This window comes from Kitasatospora sp. NPDC096128 (assembly GCF_040303105.1).
Lineage (GTDB): Bacteria > Actinomycetota > Actinomycetes > Streptomycetales > Streptomycetaceae > Kitasatospora.
In genome coordinates this window covers 26,219-42,969 of sequence record NZ_JBEOSP010000057.1, presented here as the reverse complement: position 1 = coordinate 42,969, position 16,751 = coordinate 26,219, and the positions used below count along the sequence as shown (strand labels likewise).

Here is a 16,751-nt window from a genome sequence, read left to right as displayed (position 1 = left end):
CCGGTGGAGCGGATGATGCGGGACGCGAAGATCACCCAGATCTACGAGGGCACCAACCAGGTCCAGCGGATCGTGATGGCCCGCAACCTGCCGTAGTCGACCGGCCCTTCGCAACGGCCCCTGACCGCCTCCGCGCGGTCGGGGGCCGTTCGCCGTCCGGCCACCCGTCCGGGCACCCGTCCGGCCACCCCTCCGCCCCTTCGGCCAGCTGTTCGTCCGGTGTCCAACTCTCCTGGACGAACGGGCTGTCGAATGTCATAAATGATCGTCAACTCGTTTGCCGAGCACGATCATTGCGGGAGACCACGGATCATGAGCAGCACCCCCGAGCAGCGCGCCGACGGCAAGGTCTGGCTGATCACCGGCGCCAACTCCGGCTTCGGCCAGGCCATCGCCGAGGCCGCGCTGGCGGCCGGCGACACCGTCGTCGCGGCCGCCCGCCGCCCCGAGACGCTGGCGGACCTGGCGGCCGCCCACCCCGGTCGGCTGGTGCCGGTGCGGCTGGACGTCACCGACCAGGAGGGGATCCCCGCCGTGGTCGCCGAGACCGTGCGGCAGCACGGCCGGATCGACGTCCTGGTCAACAATGCCGGGCGCGGCGTGATCGGTGCCGTCGAGGAGACCACCGACGGCGAGCTGCGCGAGCTCATGGAGCTGCACTTCTTCGGCCCGGCCGCGCTCACCCGGGCCGTGCTGCCGCACATGCGCGCCCAGGGCAGCGGCGCCGTGGTGCAGATGAGCAGCATGGGCGGCCGCTTCTCCTTCCCCGGCGTCGGCGCCTACTCGGCCACCAAGTTCGCCCTGGAGGGGCTGTCCGAGGCACTGGCCCAGGAGGTGGCCGGCTTCGGGATCAAGGTGCTGATCGTCGAGCCCGGGTCGTTCCGGACCGGCTTCGCGGGTGGCGGCGCGCTCGCCCAGTCCGCCCCGATCGAGGCCTACGAGCCGCTCGTCGGCCCGGTCCGCACCGGTCTGCCGGACTCCGACGGCAAGCAGCCGGGCGACCCGGTGAAGGCCGCCGAGGCGATCCTGGCCGCGCTGGCCGCCGAGCGGACCCCGCTGCGGCTGGCGCTCGGCACCGACGCCGTGGACGCGGTGCTCGGCAACCTGGACGGCGCCCGCCGGGAGGCCGAGGCCTGGGCGGCGGTCGGCCGCGGCACCGACTTCCCGGCCGGGGCCTGATCCCGCCCCGGCCGCGCACGGGGGAAAAGCGCGCGACGGCGGGCAGTCCGGCTCTCTAGGCTGCCCGCCGTGTCCGACAAGATCACCCTCGCCCGGCTCACCCCCGACAACATCGACGCCGCTCTCGCCCTGCGGGTCCGCCCCGACCAGGAGGGCCTGGTCGCACCGGTGGCGAAGTCGCTGGCCGAGGCGTACGTCCACGGGGACACGGCCTGGCCACGGCTGATCCTGGACGGCGGGCGGCCGGTCGGCTTCGTGATGGCCTTCTTCGACATCCGCTTCGACCCCGAGCGGCCCGGCGACCGCCCCCGCTCCGGCCTGTGGCGTCTGCTGGTCGACGCCGGGCAGCAGGGCGGCGGCTACGGCCGGTTCGCGGTCGAGCAGGTCTGCGCGGAGATCCGCCGCCGCGGCGGCGCCCGGGCGACGGTCACCTACCACCCTGGCCCGGACGGCCCGGCCGGGTTCTACGCCCGGCTGGGCTTCCGCCCGACCGGCGAGCTGAGCGGCGGCCAGGAGGTGGCGGAGGTCGAGCTCTCGGACGCGCCTTAGGGGGCGTCTGTTCGTCCGTTCGTCCGCTCGTCCGTTCGTCCGGCGGCTCAGTCGAGCAGCGCGGCCGCCTGCTCCCGGGCCTGCCGCAGCCAGCCGGTGCGTTCGGTGGCGTTGGAGTCGGTGACGGTGCGGAAGACCGTCCGCCGGACGTCGGTGACGCCGACGTACGGCAGCACGCAGGCCGCCCAGATCCGCTCCAGCGGGTCGCCGAACTCCTCGCGCTCCCGGATCCCGGGGGTGTCCGAGGTGTTCAGCACCAGGGCCCGCCCGGCGCGCAGCAGCCCGGCCGGCTCGCCGTCGGCGGTGCCGAGCTTGTACGCGACGCCGGGGACCAGCACCCGCTGCACCCAGCCGGTCAGGACGGCGGGCGGCATGCCCCACCAGTTGGGGTGGATCAGCACCAGGGCGTCCAGGGTGGCCACCTCGGCGCGGTGTGCGGCGAGTTGGGGGTCGGTGGTGGTCCCGGCGTCGGCGACCGTGCCGGTCTCCTCGGCGGTGAGCAGCGGGCCGAAGCCGTCGGCGTACAGGTCGTGCGCCCGGACCTCGCAGCCGCGCCCGCGCAGCTCGTCCACCACGGCCTCGTACAGGGCGTGGTTGAAGCTGCCCGGCCGCGGATGTGCCAGGTAGACCCCGATCCGGTTCATGTTCCGTCCCCCTCAGGCTGGTTGGAGGCCGATGCTACTGGCCCGCCGCTCCCGGGTGCGGCCTGCGGGCCGCGCGGTCCGCAGTGCCGTGCCCGGCACTGTGTGCACACGCACGCACCCTCGGTACGATGAACGGCATGGACCGCGCCGATCTCTCCCTGGGCCCCCTGTCGGAGCAGGACCACGCCTTCTACGGCCTGGTCTGGGCCGGCACCACCCTGGCCGCCCGGGTGGACCGGGAGCTCGCCCGGGTGCACGGGCTGCCGCTGTCCTGGTTCGAGGTGATGCTCTGGCTGGCCGGCCAGCAGGAGCCGGTGGCCGCCTCCGACCTCGGCGCCAAGACCATGCTCAGCCGCAGCCAGGTCTCCCGGGTGGTGGACGCCCTGGCCGGGCGCGGGCTGGTGGCCCGTACGCCCTCGGCCTCGGACGCGCGCTCGGTGCGGATCGAGCTGACCGAGCAGGGCCGCGCCCTGTTCGCGGAGGCGGACGCCACCCGGCGGGCCGCCCTGGCCCCGGTGTTCACCGACCGGCTGGACGCGGCGGACATCGCCGCCCTGGAGACGGTCTGGCGCAAGCTCAAGGCCTGAGTACGGCCACCCAGGCGGAGTGGCCCTGCCGGGGGCCGAGCCGCTACGCGGCGGCCGGTCGCTCGGTGGCCGACCGCTCGGTGGCCGGCTGCCCGGTGGCCGGCTGCCCGGTGGCGCCGGCGATCACCTCGTCCAGCACCTCGCGCGAGCGCAGCAGATCGGAGATCATCCGGTCGATCCGCTCCCGCTCCGAGGTGAGCTCCTCGACCAGCAGCGGGGTGGCGGTCTCGCTCGGGCCGCCGTCGGAGTCCCGCATGCAGGGGAGGATCTTGTAGATCGTGCGGCTGTTCAGCCCGGCGGCGAACAGCTCCTGGATGTGCACCACCCGGTCCACCGCCATCTCCGGGTACTCCCGGTGGCCGCCCTGGGTGCGCCGGGCGAGCAGCAGGCCCTGCTGCTCGTAGTACCGCAGCGAGCGCTCGCTCACGCCCGTGCGCCGGGCCAGTTCACCGATCCGCATGCCGTCACCCCGCCGTTCCGACCGAAGGCTTGAACCTGACACTGATGTTAGCTTCTACCGTTCCGGCATGACGACGAACGCGGAACCCGGCAGCCTCTTCCAGTCCACCCGACTCGGCCCGCTCGTGGCCACCTACTACCGGCAGCGCGCCGGCGCCGACCTGATCTCCTTCGGGCGCGGCTTCCTCGCCAATCCCGACCTGGTCGAGCGCCTGCGCGCCGGGGCCGCGCTCAATCCCGTCCGCGACGGGCCGGTGTACGCCGACGGTCCCGAGGGATACACCGACTGCCCGACGCTCGCCGGGCAACACGCCTAACACGCCGCCGTGACCTCGCGCCCTACGGGGGTGGCGCGCGACGTCCGGCCGCTCGTGCCATGATCCCTGCATGGGTTCCAACGTTTTCTTCGACATCACCATCAACGACGAGCCGGCCGGCCGCATCGTCTTCAAGCTGTACGACGACGTCGTGCCGAAGACCGCGCGCAACTTCCGTGAGCTGGCCACCGGCCAGAACGGCTTCGGCTACGAGGGCTCCGGCTTCCACCGCGTGATCCCCGCCTTCATGCTGCAGGGCGGTGACTTCACCAACCACAACGGCACCGGTGGCAAGAGCATCTACGGCGAGAAGTTCGCGGACGAGAACTTCCAGATCAAGCACACCCGCCCGGGCCTGCTGTCGATGGCCAACGCCGGCAAGAACACCAACGGCTCGCAGTTCTTCATCACCACCATCGTCACCGACTGGCTGGACGGCAAGCACGTCGTCTTCGGCGAGGTCGTCGAGGGCATGGACATCGTGAAGAAGATCGAGGGCCTCGGCTCGCAGAGCGGCCGCACCTCGGCCGCCATCAAGATCGCCAAGTCCGGCGTGGTCGAGACCGTCTGACCGCTGCCCTCCTGGGCCCCTGACGCACGCCACCGCCCCGGAGCGGGGAGTCGGATCCGCCGATCTCCCGCTCCGGGGCGGTGGTGTCTCCCGGGGTGTGCCCCAGGGCCGGAGTCCTAGGCCGAAGGACCGATGCCGGACGCCTGCCCGCCGGGTGGAGCATGGGCGGGTGGATGATGAAAAGGCGGACGATGAAAAGGCGTACGAGGGGCTGACCCCGGCCGTGCGGGCGGCCTACCTGGAGCGGATCGGGGTGCCGGATCCCGGGGCGCCGTCGGCTGCGGGCCTGGCCCGGCTACAGGAGGCCCATCTGCGGGCCGTCCCGTTCGAGAACCTGAGTGTCCACCTCGGCGAGCCGATCGTGCTGGACCCGGCGGCGCTGGTGGCGAAGGTCGTGGACCGGCGGCGCGGCGGCTTCTGCTACGAACTCAACGGCGCCTTCGCCGAGTTGCTGAGCTCGCTGGGGTACCGGGTGAGCCTGCTGGCCGCCCGGGGCCTCGGCGGGGAGCGGCCGGGCCCGCCCTTCGACCACCTGGCGCTGCGGGTCGACCTGGACGAACCCTGGCTGGTCGACGTGGGGTTCGGCCGGTTCACCCGGCTCCCGGTGCGCCTGGACGGGCGCGACGAGCAGTCCGACCCGCACGGCACGGTGCTGCTCCGGCCGCACGGCGGGCACGGCGACCTGGACGTCCTGCTGGACGGGGTGCCGCAGTACCGGATCGGCCGACGCCCGCACCCGCTGGCCGACTTCGTGCCGACCTGCTGGTGGCACGCCACCTCGCCGGAGTCCCACTTCGCCCGGGGCGCCACCTGCTCGGTGCTCACCGCGGACGGCGGCCGCACCACCCTCAGCGGCGGCACCCGCCTGGTCCGCACCGCCCCCGACGGCACCCGCACCGAGGAGCAACTCACCGACGCCGCCGCGCTGTCCGCGTACCGCGAGCACTTCGGCATCGCGCTCGACCGGCTGCCGGGGTCCGCCTCCGCCTGACGGGCGTAGGGGCCGGTCCGACGGACCGGCCTCGACGGCTTACTTGAACTCCGGCACCGCGGAGTCGTTCTTGAAGGCCTCGAAGACCTGCTTGGACTTGGTGGCGTCCCACTGCACCGCCGACTCGCCGGTCTTGGTGTGGTAGTCGGCGTTGCCGATCGGGACGGTCATGGTCTTGCCGCCGCCGCCGTTGACGTCCTTCATGGCGAGGAAGAGCGAGCCCAGGTCGGTCAGCCCGCAGTCGTCGTCGACGATCAGGGTGCCGAGCGCCGAGTCGACCAGCGGGTAGAAGGTGAACGGGTTGAGCACGGTGCCCGGGGAGGCGGCCTGGTGGGCGAGGGCGCCGAGGAACTTCTGCTGGTTGCGCATCCGGCCGAGGTCCTGGTCGGCCATCTGGTGGCGCTGGCGGACGAAGGCCAGGGCCTGGACGCCGTTGAGGGTCTGGTCGCCGGCCTTGAGGTCGAGGCCGGAGTCCCGGTCCTTGATGTCCTGGTCGATGTGCATCTGGACGCCGCCGACGGAGTCGACGATGCCGGCGAACCCGGCGAAGCCGATCTCGGCGTAGTGGTCGATGCGGATGCCGGTGTTCAGCTCGACGGTCTGCACCAGGAGCCGGCCGTTGCCGTTGGCGAAGGCCGAGTTGATCTTCGAGGTGGTGGCCTTGACGGTCTTTCCGGCGCCGGTCTTGAACTCGGGGATCGGCACCCAGGAGTCGCGCGGGATGCTCATCAGGGTGTTCCCGTTGTCCCCGATGTGCAGGATCATCATCGAGTCGCTGCGCTTGCCCTCGACGTCGTGGCCGGTGTGCATGGTGTCCATCTGGGACTCGCTGAGGCCCTCGCGGCTGTCGGAGCCGACGATCAGCCAGTTGGTGCCCTTGCCGGCGGCCGGGCGGCCCGGGTAGTCGGCCAGCACGTTCTCGTGGTTGAGCTTGGAGTCCGCCCAGAACCAGGTGGAGACGGCGGTCACCATGACGGCGATCAGCAGGCCGAAGACCGTCCACTTCACGATCCGCCGCCGCGGCCAGCGCCGGGCCTGCGCCCCGGTCGGCCGGGCACCGCCGGGTCCGCCCGGGCCGCCGGGCCGGCCCGGTCCGCCCGTCCCGCCGGGACCACCGGGGCCCGGTCGCCCGGGACCGCCGGGGGAAGCCTGCGGCGGGACGCCGCCGAGGCGGGACGGCTCCGGCTGCCGGGGGCCCGGTGCGCCGGCCCCGCGCGGGTTGAGGGAGGACGGCAGCGGCGGCTCGGACGCCGCACCGCCGCCGTTGCCTCCGTACGGGTTCCCGCCGCCGCCCGGGCGGCCCTCCTGCCACGTGTTCATGCCGTCGAGGATGCCCGACCCCGGTCGGGCTGACTCCCCCCGGGGGGCCTGCCGGGCCTCTTGTAGCAGTTTTGATGCACGTACCGGATCGTTCCGGCGTGAAACGCGCCGGTCACCTCCGTACCAGTTGCTGAAACGATTCTTGACCGGTCCGAACGCACCGTGTTTGCATTTCGGGCATGGATCAGAGTTGGGCACTCACGCGTCGGCGCCACGTCGACCTGCAGCGTGTGTCCGGTTCGCTCTGTCGCCGCTGAAGCGCGCCCGCCGAGACCGTCGATTCCCGTCGACACTCCGTCGACCCCCGTCGCAGCAGCCGAGCAGGGCCGCTGCGGAGCGTCGCCCCCGCTTCCAGCCAGAGGTGAACCCATGGCCACCGTCCTGTCCGTTTCCGGCTCCCCGTCCGCCACCTCCCGCACCACCCGGCTGCTGCGCCACATCGACGCGCGCCTGGTCGACCGCGGCCACCAGGTCATCCCCTTCGAGGCCCGCAGCCTGCCCGCGCAGGCCCTGCTGTCCGGCGACTTCGACCACCCCGGGATCGTCGCCGCCACCGAGCTGTTCGCCCGCGCCGACGGCATCGTCATCGGCACCCCGGTCTACAAGGCCGCCTACTCCGGCCTGCTCAAGGCCCTGCTCGACGTGCTCCCGCAGTACGCGCTGGCCGGCAAGGCCGTCCTGCCGCTGGCCACCGGCGGCTCGCCCGCGCACGTCCTCGCCGTGGACTACGCGCTGCGCCCGGTGCTCAGCTCGATGGGCGCCGGCCACATCACCCAGGGCTGGTTCGTGCTCGACCGCCACATCACCGTCGGGGAGGACGGCCGGACCCTCGTCGAGTGCGAGACCGACGCCCAGCTCGTCCCCGTGGTGGAGGGGTTCGCCGACGCCCTCGAACGGCTGGCCGCACCGGTGCTGACCGGCTGAGCCGCCGGCCGCCCGCCCCCGTACGGGGCGTCCCCGAGAAGACCCGCGGCGCCCCCTAGGGGGGAGGGGGTGCCGCACCCGTAGAACCTTGGTTGCAGCGCTTCATTCCGACGGAGGACGAGCCCGGCGGCACCGGCTCCTAACGTGGTTCCTACATCCCCGCCCCACAGAGCGCGGCCCGGCACGGTCGGGTCCGTGACCCGGCCGTGCCGGGAGGGTGGGGGTCGACGGGTGAGCCACTTCTTAGGAGACTCCAGTGACGACGGCAGCAGCCGTGTACGACCCCCAGCTTCCCGGCGGACCGTCCGCCGTCGCCGCCTCGGCCCGCCAGGTGACCAAGGCCTACGGTTCCGGCGAGACCAGGGTCACCGCGCTCGACGCGGTCGACGTGGACATCCAGCGCGGCCGCTTCACCGCGATCATGGGCCCCTCCGGCTCCGGCAAGTCCACCCTGATGCACTGCCTGGCCGGGCTGGACACGGTCACCAGCGGACAGATCCGGATCGGCGACACCGAGATCACCGGCCTCAAGGACAAGCAGCTGACCAGGCTGCGCCGGGACAAGATCGGCTTCATCTTCCAGGCGTTCAACCTGCTCCCGACCCTGAACGCGCTGGAGAACATCACGCTGCCGATGGACATCGCCGGACGCAGGCCCGACCAGGCCTGGCTGGACCAGGTGGTGGAGACCGTCGGCCTGGCCGGCCGGCTCAAGCACCGCCCGACCCAGCTCTCCGGCGGCCAGCAGCAGCGCGTCGCGGTGGCCCGGGCGCTGGCCGCCCGCCCCGAGATCATCTTCGGCGACGAGCCCACCGGGAACCTGGACTCCCGGGCCGGCGCCGAGGTGCTGACCTTCCTGCGCCGCTCGGTGGACGAGCTGGGCCAGACCATGGTCATGGTCACCCACGACCCGGTCGCCGCCGGCTACGCGGACCGCGTGCTCTTCCTGGCCGACGGCGTGATCGTCGACGAGATGCACGCGCCGACCGCCGACTCCGTCCTCGAACGCATGCGCCGTTTCGACGGCAAGCGCACCAGCTGAGCGGCGGGACGACGAAACCATGCTGCTCAAGACCTCACTGCGGAGCTTCTTCGCCCACAAGGGCCGGATGGCGCTCTCGCTCATCGCCGTCGTGCTGTCGGTCGCCTTCGTCTCCGGCACCCTGGTGTTCTCCAACACCGCCACCAGCACCTTCTCCAAACTGTTCGCCGCGACCGCCTCCGACGTCTCGGTCCAGCCGCCCAAGCCGGCCGAGGACGAGGAGCCGCAGGCCGGCGACAAGCCCGCCACCGTGCCGGCCGCGCTCGCCCAGCAGGTCGCCGCGCTGCCCGGCGTGAAGACCGCCGTCGGCCAGGTCATGGTCGGCAACGCGATCCTGGTCGACCCGGCCACCAACAAGCTGGTCGGCCCGACCAGCGGCGCGCCGACCCTGGTCGGCAACTGGACCGACACCCCGCGCAACGCGGTGCGGATCACCTCCGGGCACGTCCCGCAGAACTCCGGCGAACTGGTGCTGGACGCGGACACCGCCAAGAAGGCCAAGCTCGGCGTCGGCGACCGGATCCGGGTCGACAACGCGGGCGGCCGGCACCCGTACACGATCGTCGGCATCGCCACCTTCACCACCACCAACCCCGGTGCGGCGCTGGCCTTCCTGGACACCGCGACCGCCCAGCAGGTGCTGCTCGGCACGCAGGCCTACACCTCCGTCGAGGCCTTCGGCGACGGCAGCCGCGGCAACGACCAGCTCAAGGCCGACGCCCTCGCCAAGGTCGGCGGCGGCTACCAGGTCAAGACCGCGGCCGAGCAGAAGGACGAGAACACCAAGTCGATCGGCAGCGGCCTCGACTTCATGAAGTACGCGATGCTCGGGTTCGCCGGGATCTCGCTGATCGTCGGCGGCTTCCTGATCATCAACACCTTCTCGATGCTGGTCGCCCAGCGCACCCGCGAGATCGGCCTGCTGCGGGCCATCGGCGGCAGCCGGGCGCAGGTCAACGGCTCGGTGCTGGTCGAGGCGCTGATCCTGGGCGTGCTCGGCTCGACCCTCGGCGTGGCGGTCGGCCTGGGCGTCGCCGTCGGCCTGATCAAGCTGATGAACGCGATCGGCATGGACCTCAACGCGAGCGACCTGGTGATCGGGCCCGACGTCTTCGCCGCCGGGTACGCGGTCGGCATCCTGATCACCGTCGTCGCGGCCTGGATCCCGGCCCGCCGGGCCAGCCGGATCGCCCCGATGGCCGCCCTGCGCGACCACGGCACCCCGGCCGAGGCCCGCTCCAACCTCGTCCGGACGATCCTCGGCGTGCTGCTCACCGGCGCCGGCGCCGGCCTGCTGGTGCTCGCCGGCACGGCGGACCAGGCGGGCACCGGCGGGCAGCTCCTGGGCCTGGGCCTGCTGCTCACCCTGATCGGCTTCGTGGTGCTCGGCCCGCTGCTGGCCACCGTCGTCATCAAGGTGCTCGGCGCCCTGCTCCCGGCCCTGTTCGGGCCCTCCGGCAAGCTCGCCCAGCGCAACGCGATGCGCAACCCGCGCCGGACCGGCGCCACCGCCGCCGCCCTGATGATCGGGCTGGCGCTGGTGATCGGCTCCTCGGTGTTCAGCTCCTCGGCGGTCAGCTCGGCCAGCGCGCAGATCGACAAGTCGGTGGGCGTGGACTACATCATCTCGGGCGGCCGGACCCCGGTCACCGCCGAGATGATGGACGCGGTGCGCCGCACCCCGGGCATCGACCACGTCACCATCCAGGAGAACTTCCTGCGGGCCAAGGTCCAGCTGCCCGGCGGGCAGAGCGCCAAGACGGACCTGACGGCGGTGCCGGCCGACTTCTTCGGCACCGACTTCCACCCCACGGTCACCTCCGGCGCGGTGGACTCGGTCACCGGCGGCTCGCTCGGGATCGGCGAGAACTTCGCCAAGGACCACGGTCTCAAGGTCGGCGACCAGGTGACCGTCGACTACGGCAAGGGCCGCACCCAGACCCTGCCGGTGGGGGTGGTCTTCCAGAAGGGCGGGCTGCTGGGCGACGGCTCCTTCGTCGGCCTGGACACCATGACCAAGGTCGTTCCGGCCGCCGAGCAGCCGCCGGTCTGGACCTTCTTCGCCAAGGCCTCCTCCGGCACCGACGTCGCCAAGACGCTCACCGCCCTGGAGAGTGCGCTCCAGCAGTACCCGCAGCTGATGGTCAAGGACCAGGCGGGCTACAAGGAGCTGATGCAGTCCCAGATCAACACCCTGCTCTACCTGATCTACGGCCTGGTCGGCCTGTCGATCACCGTCGCGGTGCTCGGCGTGGTCAACACCCTGGCCCTGTCGGTGGTGGAGCGCACCCGCGAGATCGGCCTGCTGCGGGCGATCGGGATCTCCCGCCGCCAGCTGCGCCGGATGATCCGGCTGGAGTCCGTGGTGATCGCCCTGTTCGGCGCGGTGCTCGGCACCGGGCTGGGCCTGGCCTGGGGCGTCACCGCCCAGCGGGTGCTGCGGGACCAGGGCCTCGGGATGCTCTCCGTCCCGACCACCACGATCGTGGTGACGCTGGTCTCCTCGGTGGTGATCGGTCTGGTCGCCGCCCTCGTCCCGGCCTTCCGGGCCGGACGGATGAACGTCCTCGCGGCCATCGCGACGGACTGACCCGGCGACGGGGGACGTCGGGTCGACCCACGGGGGGAACGGGGGAACCGGGGGGGAACGGGGGAGGCGGGGGCCGGGTGCGCACGAGCACCCGGCCCCCGCCGTGCGCGAAGCCGCTGAGATGATCGTGCGATGTTCCCCTCGGACGCTCCGCCGTTGCCCAGCGCCGCGCCCCTCACCGCCGCGGCGGCCGCCAACTGGCGCGCCGCCCGCACGGCTTGGCGGCTGGACAGCCGCTGGCTCGCCCTCGCCCCGCTCGCCTTCCTGATCCTGGCCGCCGCCGTGGAGCCGGAGAACGCCGGCCGGTGCAACGACCAGGGCATCTGCCGGGATCCCTGGGGCGAGACCCTGGCGATCTGGACCGTACTGGCCGAGGCCGTCCTGCTGGCGGCGCGGATCCGCCCCCGGCTGCTGGTCCCGCCGGTCGCCCTGGCCCTGCTCTGGTACGTCCCGGACGGCCTGGTCACCCCGACCGCCCGCTGGTCGGCCGTCCTGCTGCACCTGCTGCTCACCGCCGTCCTGCTCCGGGCCGAGACCGGCCGCCGCAACGCCCGCCGGCAGCTGGACGAGCTGATGGCCCCGCCCGTCCCCTTCCCGTGGACGGCCGCCGGCGCGCCCTCGCCCGTCCGGAGCAACCCGCCGGTGGGGCGCCGCGTCCTCGGCGGCGGGCTGCTGCTGGTCGCCCTGGTGCTCCCGCTGTACGGCCTCTGGGCCCAGGCCCGGCAGGACGCCGCCTTCGAGCAGGCCGCCCGGGTCACCGCCACGGCGGGCGCCACCGACCAGGACGGGGTGCTGACCGTCCGCTTCCAGCCGCCCGGCGGCGGCCCGGAGCGCACCGCCGCCCTGGACGTCCGGTGGGCCCGGCAGCCGCAGCCCGGCGAGCCCGTCCCGCTGCAGGTCGACGGCGACTCCGTGCGCGCCGTCGGCGACGGGTACGACCTCTCCGACCAGCTGACCCTCGGCGGCCTGCTCGCCCTGTTCGGCGTCCTGCTGCTCGCCTCGGCCGCCGCCGCCGAGGCCCGCCGCACCCGGCCCGCCTTCGAGGGCTCGGCGCCCGCACTGGCCGTCCGGGTCCGCGCCGACGTCCGCGGCGACCTGCTGGTGCTGCCGCTGGACGGCCCGCCGGACGGGCCCGCGCTCTGGCGGGTGGTCGAGCGCGACCGCTACCGGTGGTCCCCGCACGGCCCGGACGACGAGGGTCCGGGCTGGGTGCCCGACGAGACGGAGGACGAGGACGAGGAGGACTGCCCCGGCCCGGCCCAGCTGTACGACGGGAGGGAGGAGGAGCACGGGGAGCTCTACTACCGCGCCACCCCCGCCCGGGCCGCCGAGCGGCCGGCCGGGCCCGGCGAACCCGTCCCCGCGGTGCTCTACCGGGGCCCGGACGGGCCCGACCGGCAGCTCCTGGTGCGCCCCGCCCTGCTGGACGGCGACCCGCAGTGGGGGGCCGCCGTGGCCGTGCCCGCCGCCAAGGCCCCGCGGCCGCACCGCAAGGCCACCCGCCTCCGCCAGGACGAGCTCGCCGTCGCCGCGCTCACCGCCGAGACGGTGGCCGCCGCCCCGGCCCCCGGACCGGAGGCCCGGCGGCTGGCCGCCCGCCGCTGGGAGATCCCGTCGGCCCTGCGGGTGCTGCCCGCCCCGGCGATGGCGCTGCTGCTCGCCGCCGCCGTGGTGTACCTGAGCGGGGACGACTGGTGGGAGGGGCTGGTGCGCCCGCTCTGGCTCGGCTCGTCGGCGATCCTCGCCGGCGCCCACGTGCTGTCCTGGCAGCTGGTCGCCGACCGGGACGGCCTGCGGGTGGCCACCGCGCTGCGCACCCGCAGCTACCGGTGGCAGCAGATCAGCGCGGCCGCCGTGCACCGCCACCGGCTGACCATCCGGCTGCGCGGCGGGGACGACCTGGCCATCGGCGGTCGGGCGCTGTTCCGGCTGGCCCGCCACCTCGACGAGCGGTACGACCCGGCGGAGCTGGCCCGCGCGGTCGCCACCGCCGCCCACCGCCCCGACCTGCGCCCGGACCGGGCGCTGCCGGACCGGCTGGGCAGCCCCCAGCACCTGGTGAACACCCTGTCGCTGGCCGGCTTCGTGCTGTTCACCGTCGTTCACCACGTGCTCTGAATCCGCCGTGAATCCATGCCGAACCTGCACCGTTCCCCCGCCGATTCGGGCCCGGGGGAACGGGGCGGTACGGTGAGCGTGATCACGGCGCCGGTGCCGCCCTCCGGGGAGCCGGGAGCCGCCGGACCGGGACAAGACGGATATGCGTCGACACCGGTACGGTTGGCCCCGATGAACACCAAGGCTGCTGAGGAGCTGCCGGCTGTTTCCGTGATCATGCCGGTGCTCAACGAGGAACGACACCTGCGCACGGCGGTCCGGCGCATCCTGGACCAGGACTACCCCGGACCGATGGAAGTGGTGCTCGCCCTCGGCCCCTCCACCGACCGCACCGCCGAGATCGCGGCCGAGCTGGTCGCCGAGGATCCGCGGGTGCGCACGGTGGCGAACCCCACCGGCCGCACCCCCGCGGGACTGAACGCCGCGATCCGGGCCTCGCGGTACCCGATAGTCGTACGGGTGGACGGCCACGGGCTGCTCACGCCCGGCTACATCGCCACCGCGGTCCGGCTGCTCGGCGAGATGGACGCCGCCAACGTCGGCGGCATCATGCACGCCGAGGGCGAGACCGAGTGGGAGAACGCGGTCGCGGCCGCGATGACCTCCAAGATCGGCGTCGGCAACGCGGCCTTCCACACCGGCGGCCTGGCCGGTCCGGCGGACACCGTGTACCTCGGGGTGTTCCGGCGCGAGGTGCTGGAGCGGCTCGGCGGCTACAACGAGGAGTTCATCCGCGCCCAGGACTGGGAGCTCAACTACCGGATCCGCCAGGGCGGCGGGCTGGTCTGGTTCACCCCGCAGCTGAAGGTGACGTACCGGCCGCGGCCGTCCGTCCGGGCGCTGGCCAAGCAGTACAAGGACTACGGCCGCTGGCGCCGGGTGGTCACCCGCTACCACCGCGGCTCGGTCAACCTGCGCTATCTGGCCCCGCCGAGCGCGCTGCTCGCGGTGGTCCTCGGCCTGGTGCTGGGCGCCGCCGTCCACCCGGCCTTCCTCGCGGTGCCCGGCGTCTACCTGCTGGGCATCCTCGGCGGCGCGGCGGTCGAGGGCCGCGGCCTGTCCTTCCGGGCCCGGGCGCTGCTCCCGGTGGCGCTCGCGACCATGCACCTCAGCTGGGGATTCGGCTTCATCACCTCGCCCCGCTCGCTGGCCCGCCGGGTGATAGGGAGCGTCGGCCCGTCCTCGAAGGACGTGCTCTCCCGGACCGGTTGACGCCCGGACCGGCTACCGTCGGTCCGCATGGGGACAGTTGAGGACGGTGCCGGCGCGGCCCGGATCGAGCCGGGCGCGGACGTCGACGAACGGGCCGCGATCGGCGCCGGGACGAGGGTCTGGCACCTCGCCCAGGTCCGCGAGGACGCGGTGGTCGGCGCGGACTGCGTGATCGGCCGCGGCGCGTACATCGGGCCGGGCGTGCGGATCGGGGACCGGGTCAAGGTCCAGAACCACGCGCTGGTGTACGAGCCGGCGGTGGTCGAGGACGGGGTGTTCATCGGCCCGGCCGCCGTGCTGACCAATGACCGCCACCCGCGCGCGGTCACCCCCGACGGCCGGCTCAAGGGCCGACTCGACTGGCACGCCGAACCGGTGACGCTCCGTCGGGGCTGCTCGATCGGCGGCCGCGCGGTGCTGGTCGCCGGGGTCACGGTCGGCCGTTGGGCGCTGGTCGCGGCCGGCGCCGTGGTGCACCGGGACGTCCCGGACTTCGCCCTGGTCGCCGGAGTGCCGGCCCGCCGGATCGGTTGGGTCGGCCGGGCCGGCGAGCCGCTCGACCCGGCGGGCCCGGGCCTGTGGAGCTGCCCCCGGACCGGCGAGCACTACCGCGAGACGGACGGAACCCTCAACCGGACGTAGCTACTTGGCGCACACGTCGACGTCGTCCGCCTGCACCCGCTGGAGGTCCTTCGGAGCCTCGGTGGCCTGCTGCGCCGGGGCCGCGAGGGCGTCCTTGCCGAGCACCAGCAGCAGCGGGTCCTTCGGGCCCGCCTTCGGGTCGGGCTTCACGGCGTCGGCGGGCAGCCCGAGGGCGGCGGCCAGCGCGGCCGCCTCGGCCTGCCGGCCGGCCGGGTGGGACACCGTGGTCGTCCCGGCGGGCGGTGCGTCGGATCCGACCGCTGCCTTGGCGAAGCCCCTGCCCTTGAGCTTCTCCACCGTCGGCCCGGACTGTCCGCGGGTCCCGCTGCCGTTGCGCACCGTCACCTGGACGTCCTTGACGTCCACCGCCGGGGTGGTGGCGCTCGGTGCCGCCGACGCCTCCGGAGCCGCCGAGGGAGCCGCCGAGGGGGTCGCCGGCGGGGTGGCCGGCCCGGTCAGCGAGCGGTCGCCCGCGATCATCGAGAACACCTGCCCGGCGTCCGGCTGGTTCAGGATCAGCCGGTCCTTGTCCTTGGGGTCGTCCAGCACCGGCACGGTGGTGAAGGTGATGTTCTTGGTGTCCACCTTGCTGATGTCCTGCGCCAGGTCCTTCAGCTTGTCGACGCTGCCGATGCCGGAGTCCACGGTGAGCGCCTTGGTGGCGGCGTCCGCGAGCCGGTAGAGCTTGCTCGGGCTGGTCAGGGTCCCGTCGCTCTTGATCTTGCGGATCATCGAGCTGATGAACTGCTGCTGGAGCGGTATCCGGGTGAGATCGCCGCCGAAGCCGACCGCGTGCCGGGTGCGGACGAAGGCCAGCGCCTCCTCGCCCTGGACGACGTGGCGGCCCTTGGGCATCTTCAGGTGCGAGTCCTTGTCGTCGATGTCCTTGGCGGCGCAGACCTCGACCCCGCCGACGGCGGTGGAGAGCGTCTTCACCGCCTCGAAGTCGACCTGCACGAAGTGGTCGACCCGGATGCCGGTCACCTTCTCCACGGTCTTCCAGGTGCAGCCCGCGTCGCGCCCGTCCTGGCCGAGGCTGTTGTTGAACATGTCCCGCGCCGAGCCCGGGATCTTCCCGCCCTTGTCGCTCCGGCACTCCGGTATCGGCACCATCAGGTCGCGCGGGATGCTGACCACGGTCGCGTTGGAGCGGTCCTTGGCGACGTGGAACAGCAGGGTGGTGTCGGCGTGCCCGGTGCTGCCCGCGTCGCCGTACTCGCGCCCGAGGCCCTGCCGGCTGTCCGTGCCGATCACCAGGATGTTCAGGGCGTCCCCGGCGGCCTTGGGCCGCTCCTCCTCGTTGCCCAGCTGGACCTTGACGGAGGTCAGGTTGCTGTTGAAGTGCTGGTACAGGTAGTACGCCCCGCCGCAGCCCGCGACCATCACCAGGGCGCCCGTCCCCGCCGTCCACTTGACCGCCCGGCGGCGGCGCTGCCGCTTGGCGGCCGCCGCCAGACGCTTGGCCTCCCGCCGGCTCCCCCCGCTGAACCGACCGGTGTTCGTTTCGTCCTGCTGCACGGGATTCCCCTACGTCCGGCCGGTCACGGAGGCCGACCCGTCGGACGACGGGTCGATCCGGACACACTAGACGAGCCGAACGGGGGAA

Annotated in this window: 18 protein-coding genes; 14 read left to right on the top strand and 4 right to left on the bottom strand. The window is 73.4% G+C overall.

Annotation, left to right across the window (positions count from 1 at the left end; all coding sequences use genetic code 11):
• From ABTY61_RS37345 to ABTY61_RS37335, 3 genes are all read left to right on the top strand, one after another.
• Positions 1 to 96, top strand: a 96-nt coding sequence (locus ABTY61_RS37345) for an acyl-CoA dehydrogenase family protein (protein WP_157849844.1), incomplete at its 5' end; no start/stop codon positions are given.
• A gap of 216 nt (positions 97 to 312) precedes the next feature.
• Entirely contained in the window at positions 313 to 1,179 is an 867-nt protein-coding gene (locus ABTY61_RS37340; RefSeq protein ID WP_350509642.1) for an oxidoreductase, read from the top strand.
• 69 nt (positions 1,180 to 1,248) lie between these two features.
• Positions 1,249 to 1,728: a GNAT family N-acetyltransferase gene (locus ABTY61_RS37335; RefSeq protein ID WP_350509641.1), complete on the top strand. Its 480-nt coding sequence runs from the start codon at positions 1,249 to 1,251 to the stop codon at positions 1,726 to 1,728.
• A 47-nt stretch (positions 1,729 to 1,775) separates the two neighbouring features.
• On the opposite strand, the gene ABTY61_RS37330 is transcribed toward ABTY61_RS37335, so the two are convergent.
• Entirely contained in the window at positions 1,776 to 2,372 is a 597-nt protein-coding gene (locus tag ABTY61_RS37330; protein WP_350509640.1) for an NAD(P)H-dependent oxidoreductase, read from the bottom strand.
• Positions 2,373 to 2,509: 137 nt separating this feature from the next.
• On the opposite strand from ABTY61_RS37330, the gene ABTY61_RS37325 reads away from it, so the two are divergent.
• Positions 2,510 to 2,959: a MarR family winged helix-turn-helix transcriptional regulator gene (locus ABTY61_RS37325; RefSeq protein ID WP_350509639.1), complete on the top strand. Its 450-nt coding sequence runs from the start codon at positions 2,510 to 2,512 to the stop codon at positions 2,957 to 2,959.
• A 43-nt stretch (positions 2,960 to 3,002) separates the two neighbouring features.
• Here ABTY61_RS37325 and ABTY61_RS37320 read toward each other — a convergent pair whose 3' ends face one another.
• Positions 3,003 to 3,419 carry a MerR family transcriptional regulator gene (locus ABTY61_RS37320; protein ID WP_350509638.1) on the bottom strand — a complete coding sequence of 139 codons (417 nt, stop codon included), beginning with the start codon at positions 3,417 to 3,419 and terminating at the stop codon, positions 3,003 to 3,005.
• 67 nt (positions 3,420 to 3,486) lie between these two features.
• Here ABTY61_RS37320 and ABTY61_RS37315 point away from each other — a divergent pair, with 67 nt between their 5' ends.
• The 3 genes from ABTY61_RS37315 (at position 3,487) to ABTY61_RS37305 (ending at position 5,297) form a co-directional block, all read left to right on the top strand.
• The gene (locus ABTY61_RS37315) at positions 3,487 to 3,735 is read left to right on the top strand and encodes a hypothetical protein (protein WP_350509637.1); all 249 of its coding nucleotides are present in this window, start codon (positions 3,487 to 3,489) and stop codon (positions 3,733 to 3,735) included.
• Between the two features lie 70 nt (positions 3,736 to 3,805).
• Entirely contained in the window at positions 3,806 to 4,306 is a 501-nt protein-coding gene (locus tag ABTY61_RS37310; RefSeq protein WP_350509636.1) for a peptidylprolyl isomerase, read from the top strand.
• Between the two features lie 169 nt (positions 4,307 to 4,475).
• The gene (locus ABTY61_RS37305) at positions 4,476 to 5,297 is read left to right on the top strand and encodes an arylamine N-acetyltransferase family protein (RefSeq protein WP_350509635.1); all 822 of its coding nucleotides are present in this window, start codon (positions 4,476 to 4,478) and stop codon (positions 5,295 to 5,297) included.
• 39 nt (positions 5,298 to 5,336) lie between these two features.
• Here the strand turns inward: ABTY61_RS37305 and ABTY61_RS37300 are convergent, their stop codons facing one another.
• Positions 5,337 to 6,617, bottom strand: coding sequence for an LCP family protein (locus ABTY61_RS37300; protein ID WP_350509634.1), 1,281 nt, complete (start codon positions 6,615 to 6,617; stop codon positions 5,337 to 5,339).
• A 179-nt stretch (positions 6,618 to 6,796) separates the two neighbouring features.
• Between ABTY61_RS37300 and ABTY61_RS37295 the strand changes: the two genes are divergently transcribed.
• From ABTY61_RS37295 to ABTY61_RS37265, 7 genes are all read left to right on the top strand, one after another.
• Positions 6,797 to 6,874: a putative leader peptide gene (locus tag ABTY61_RS37295; RefSeq protein ID WP_350509645.1), complete on the top strand. Its 78-nt coding sequence runs from the start codon at positions 6,797 to 6,799 to the stop codon at positions 6,872 to 6,874.
• Between the two features lie 112 nt (positions 6,875 to 6,986).
• Positions 6,987 to 7,541, top strand: coding sequence for an NADPH-dependent FMN reductase (gene ssuE, locus ABTY61_RS37290; protein ID WP_350509633.1), 555 nt, complete (start codon positions 6,987 to 6,989; stop codon positions 7,539 to 7,541).
• A gap of 256 nt (positions 7,542 to 7,797) precedes the next feature.
• On the top strand, positions 7,798 to 8,583 hold the full coding sequence (locus tag ABTY61_RS37285) for an ABC transporter ATP-binding protein (RefSeq protein ID WP_350509632.1): 786 nt from the start codon (positions 7,798 to 7,800) through the stop codon (positions 8,581 to 8,583).
• Positions 8,584 to 8,602: 19 nt separating this feature from the next.
• Positions 8,603 to 11,173, top strand: coding sequence for an ABC transporter permease (locus ABTY61_RS37280; protein WP_350509631.1), 2,571 nt, complete (start codon positions 8,603 to 8,605; stop codon positions 11,171 to 11,173).
• Between the two features lie 132 nt (positions 11,174 to 11,305).
• Positions 11,306 to 13,291 carry a hypothetical protein gene (locus ABTY61_RS37275; RefSeq protein WP_350509630.1) on the top strand — a complete coding sequence of 662 codons (1,986 nt, stop codon included), beginning with the start codon at positions 11,306 to 11,308 and terminating at the stop codon, positions 13,289 to 13,291.
• A gap of 171 nt (positions 13,292 to 13,462) precedes the next feature.
• Positions 13,463 to 14,503, top strand: coding sequence for a glycosyltransferase family 2 protein (locus tag ABTY61_RS37270; RefSeq protein WP_350509629.1), 1,041 nt, complete (start codon positions 13,463 to 13,465; stop codon positions 14,501 to 14,503).
• A 27-nt stretch (positions 14,504 to 14,530) separates the two neighbouring features.
• Entirely contained in the window at positions 14,531 to 15,145 is a 615-nt protein-coding gene (locus ABTY61_RS37265) for an acyltransferase (protein WP_350509628.1), read from the top strand.
• On the opposite strand, the gene ABTY61_RS37260 is transcribed toward ABTY61_RS37265, so the two are convergent.
• Positions 15,146 to 16,663 (bottom strand): LCP family protein, encoded by a 1,518-nt coding sequence (locus ABTY61_RS37260; RefSeq protein WP_350509627.1) that lies wholly within the window; start codon positions 16,661 to 16,663, stop codon positions 15,146 to 15,148.
• Positions 16,664 to 16,751: the final 88 nt, after the last annotated feature.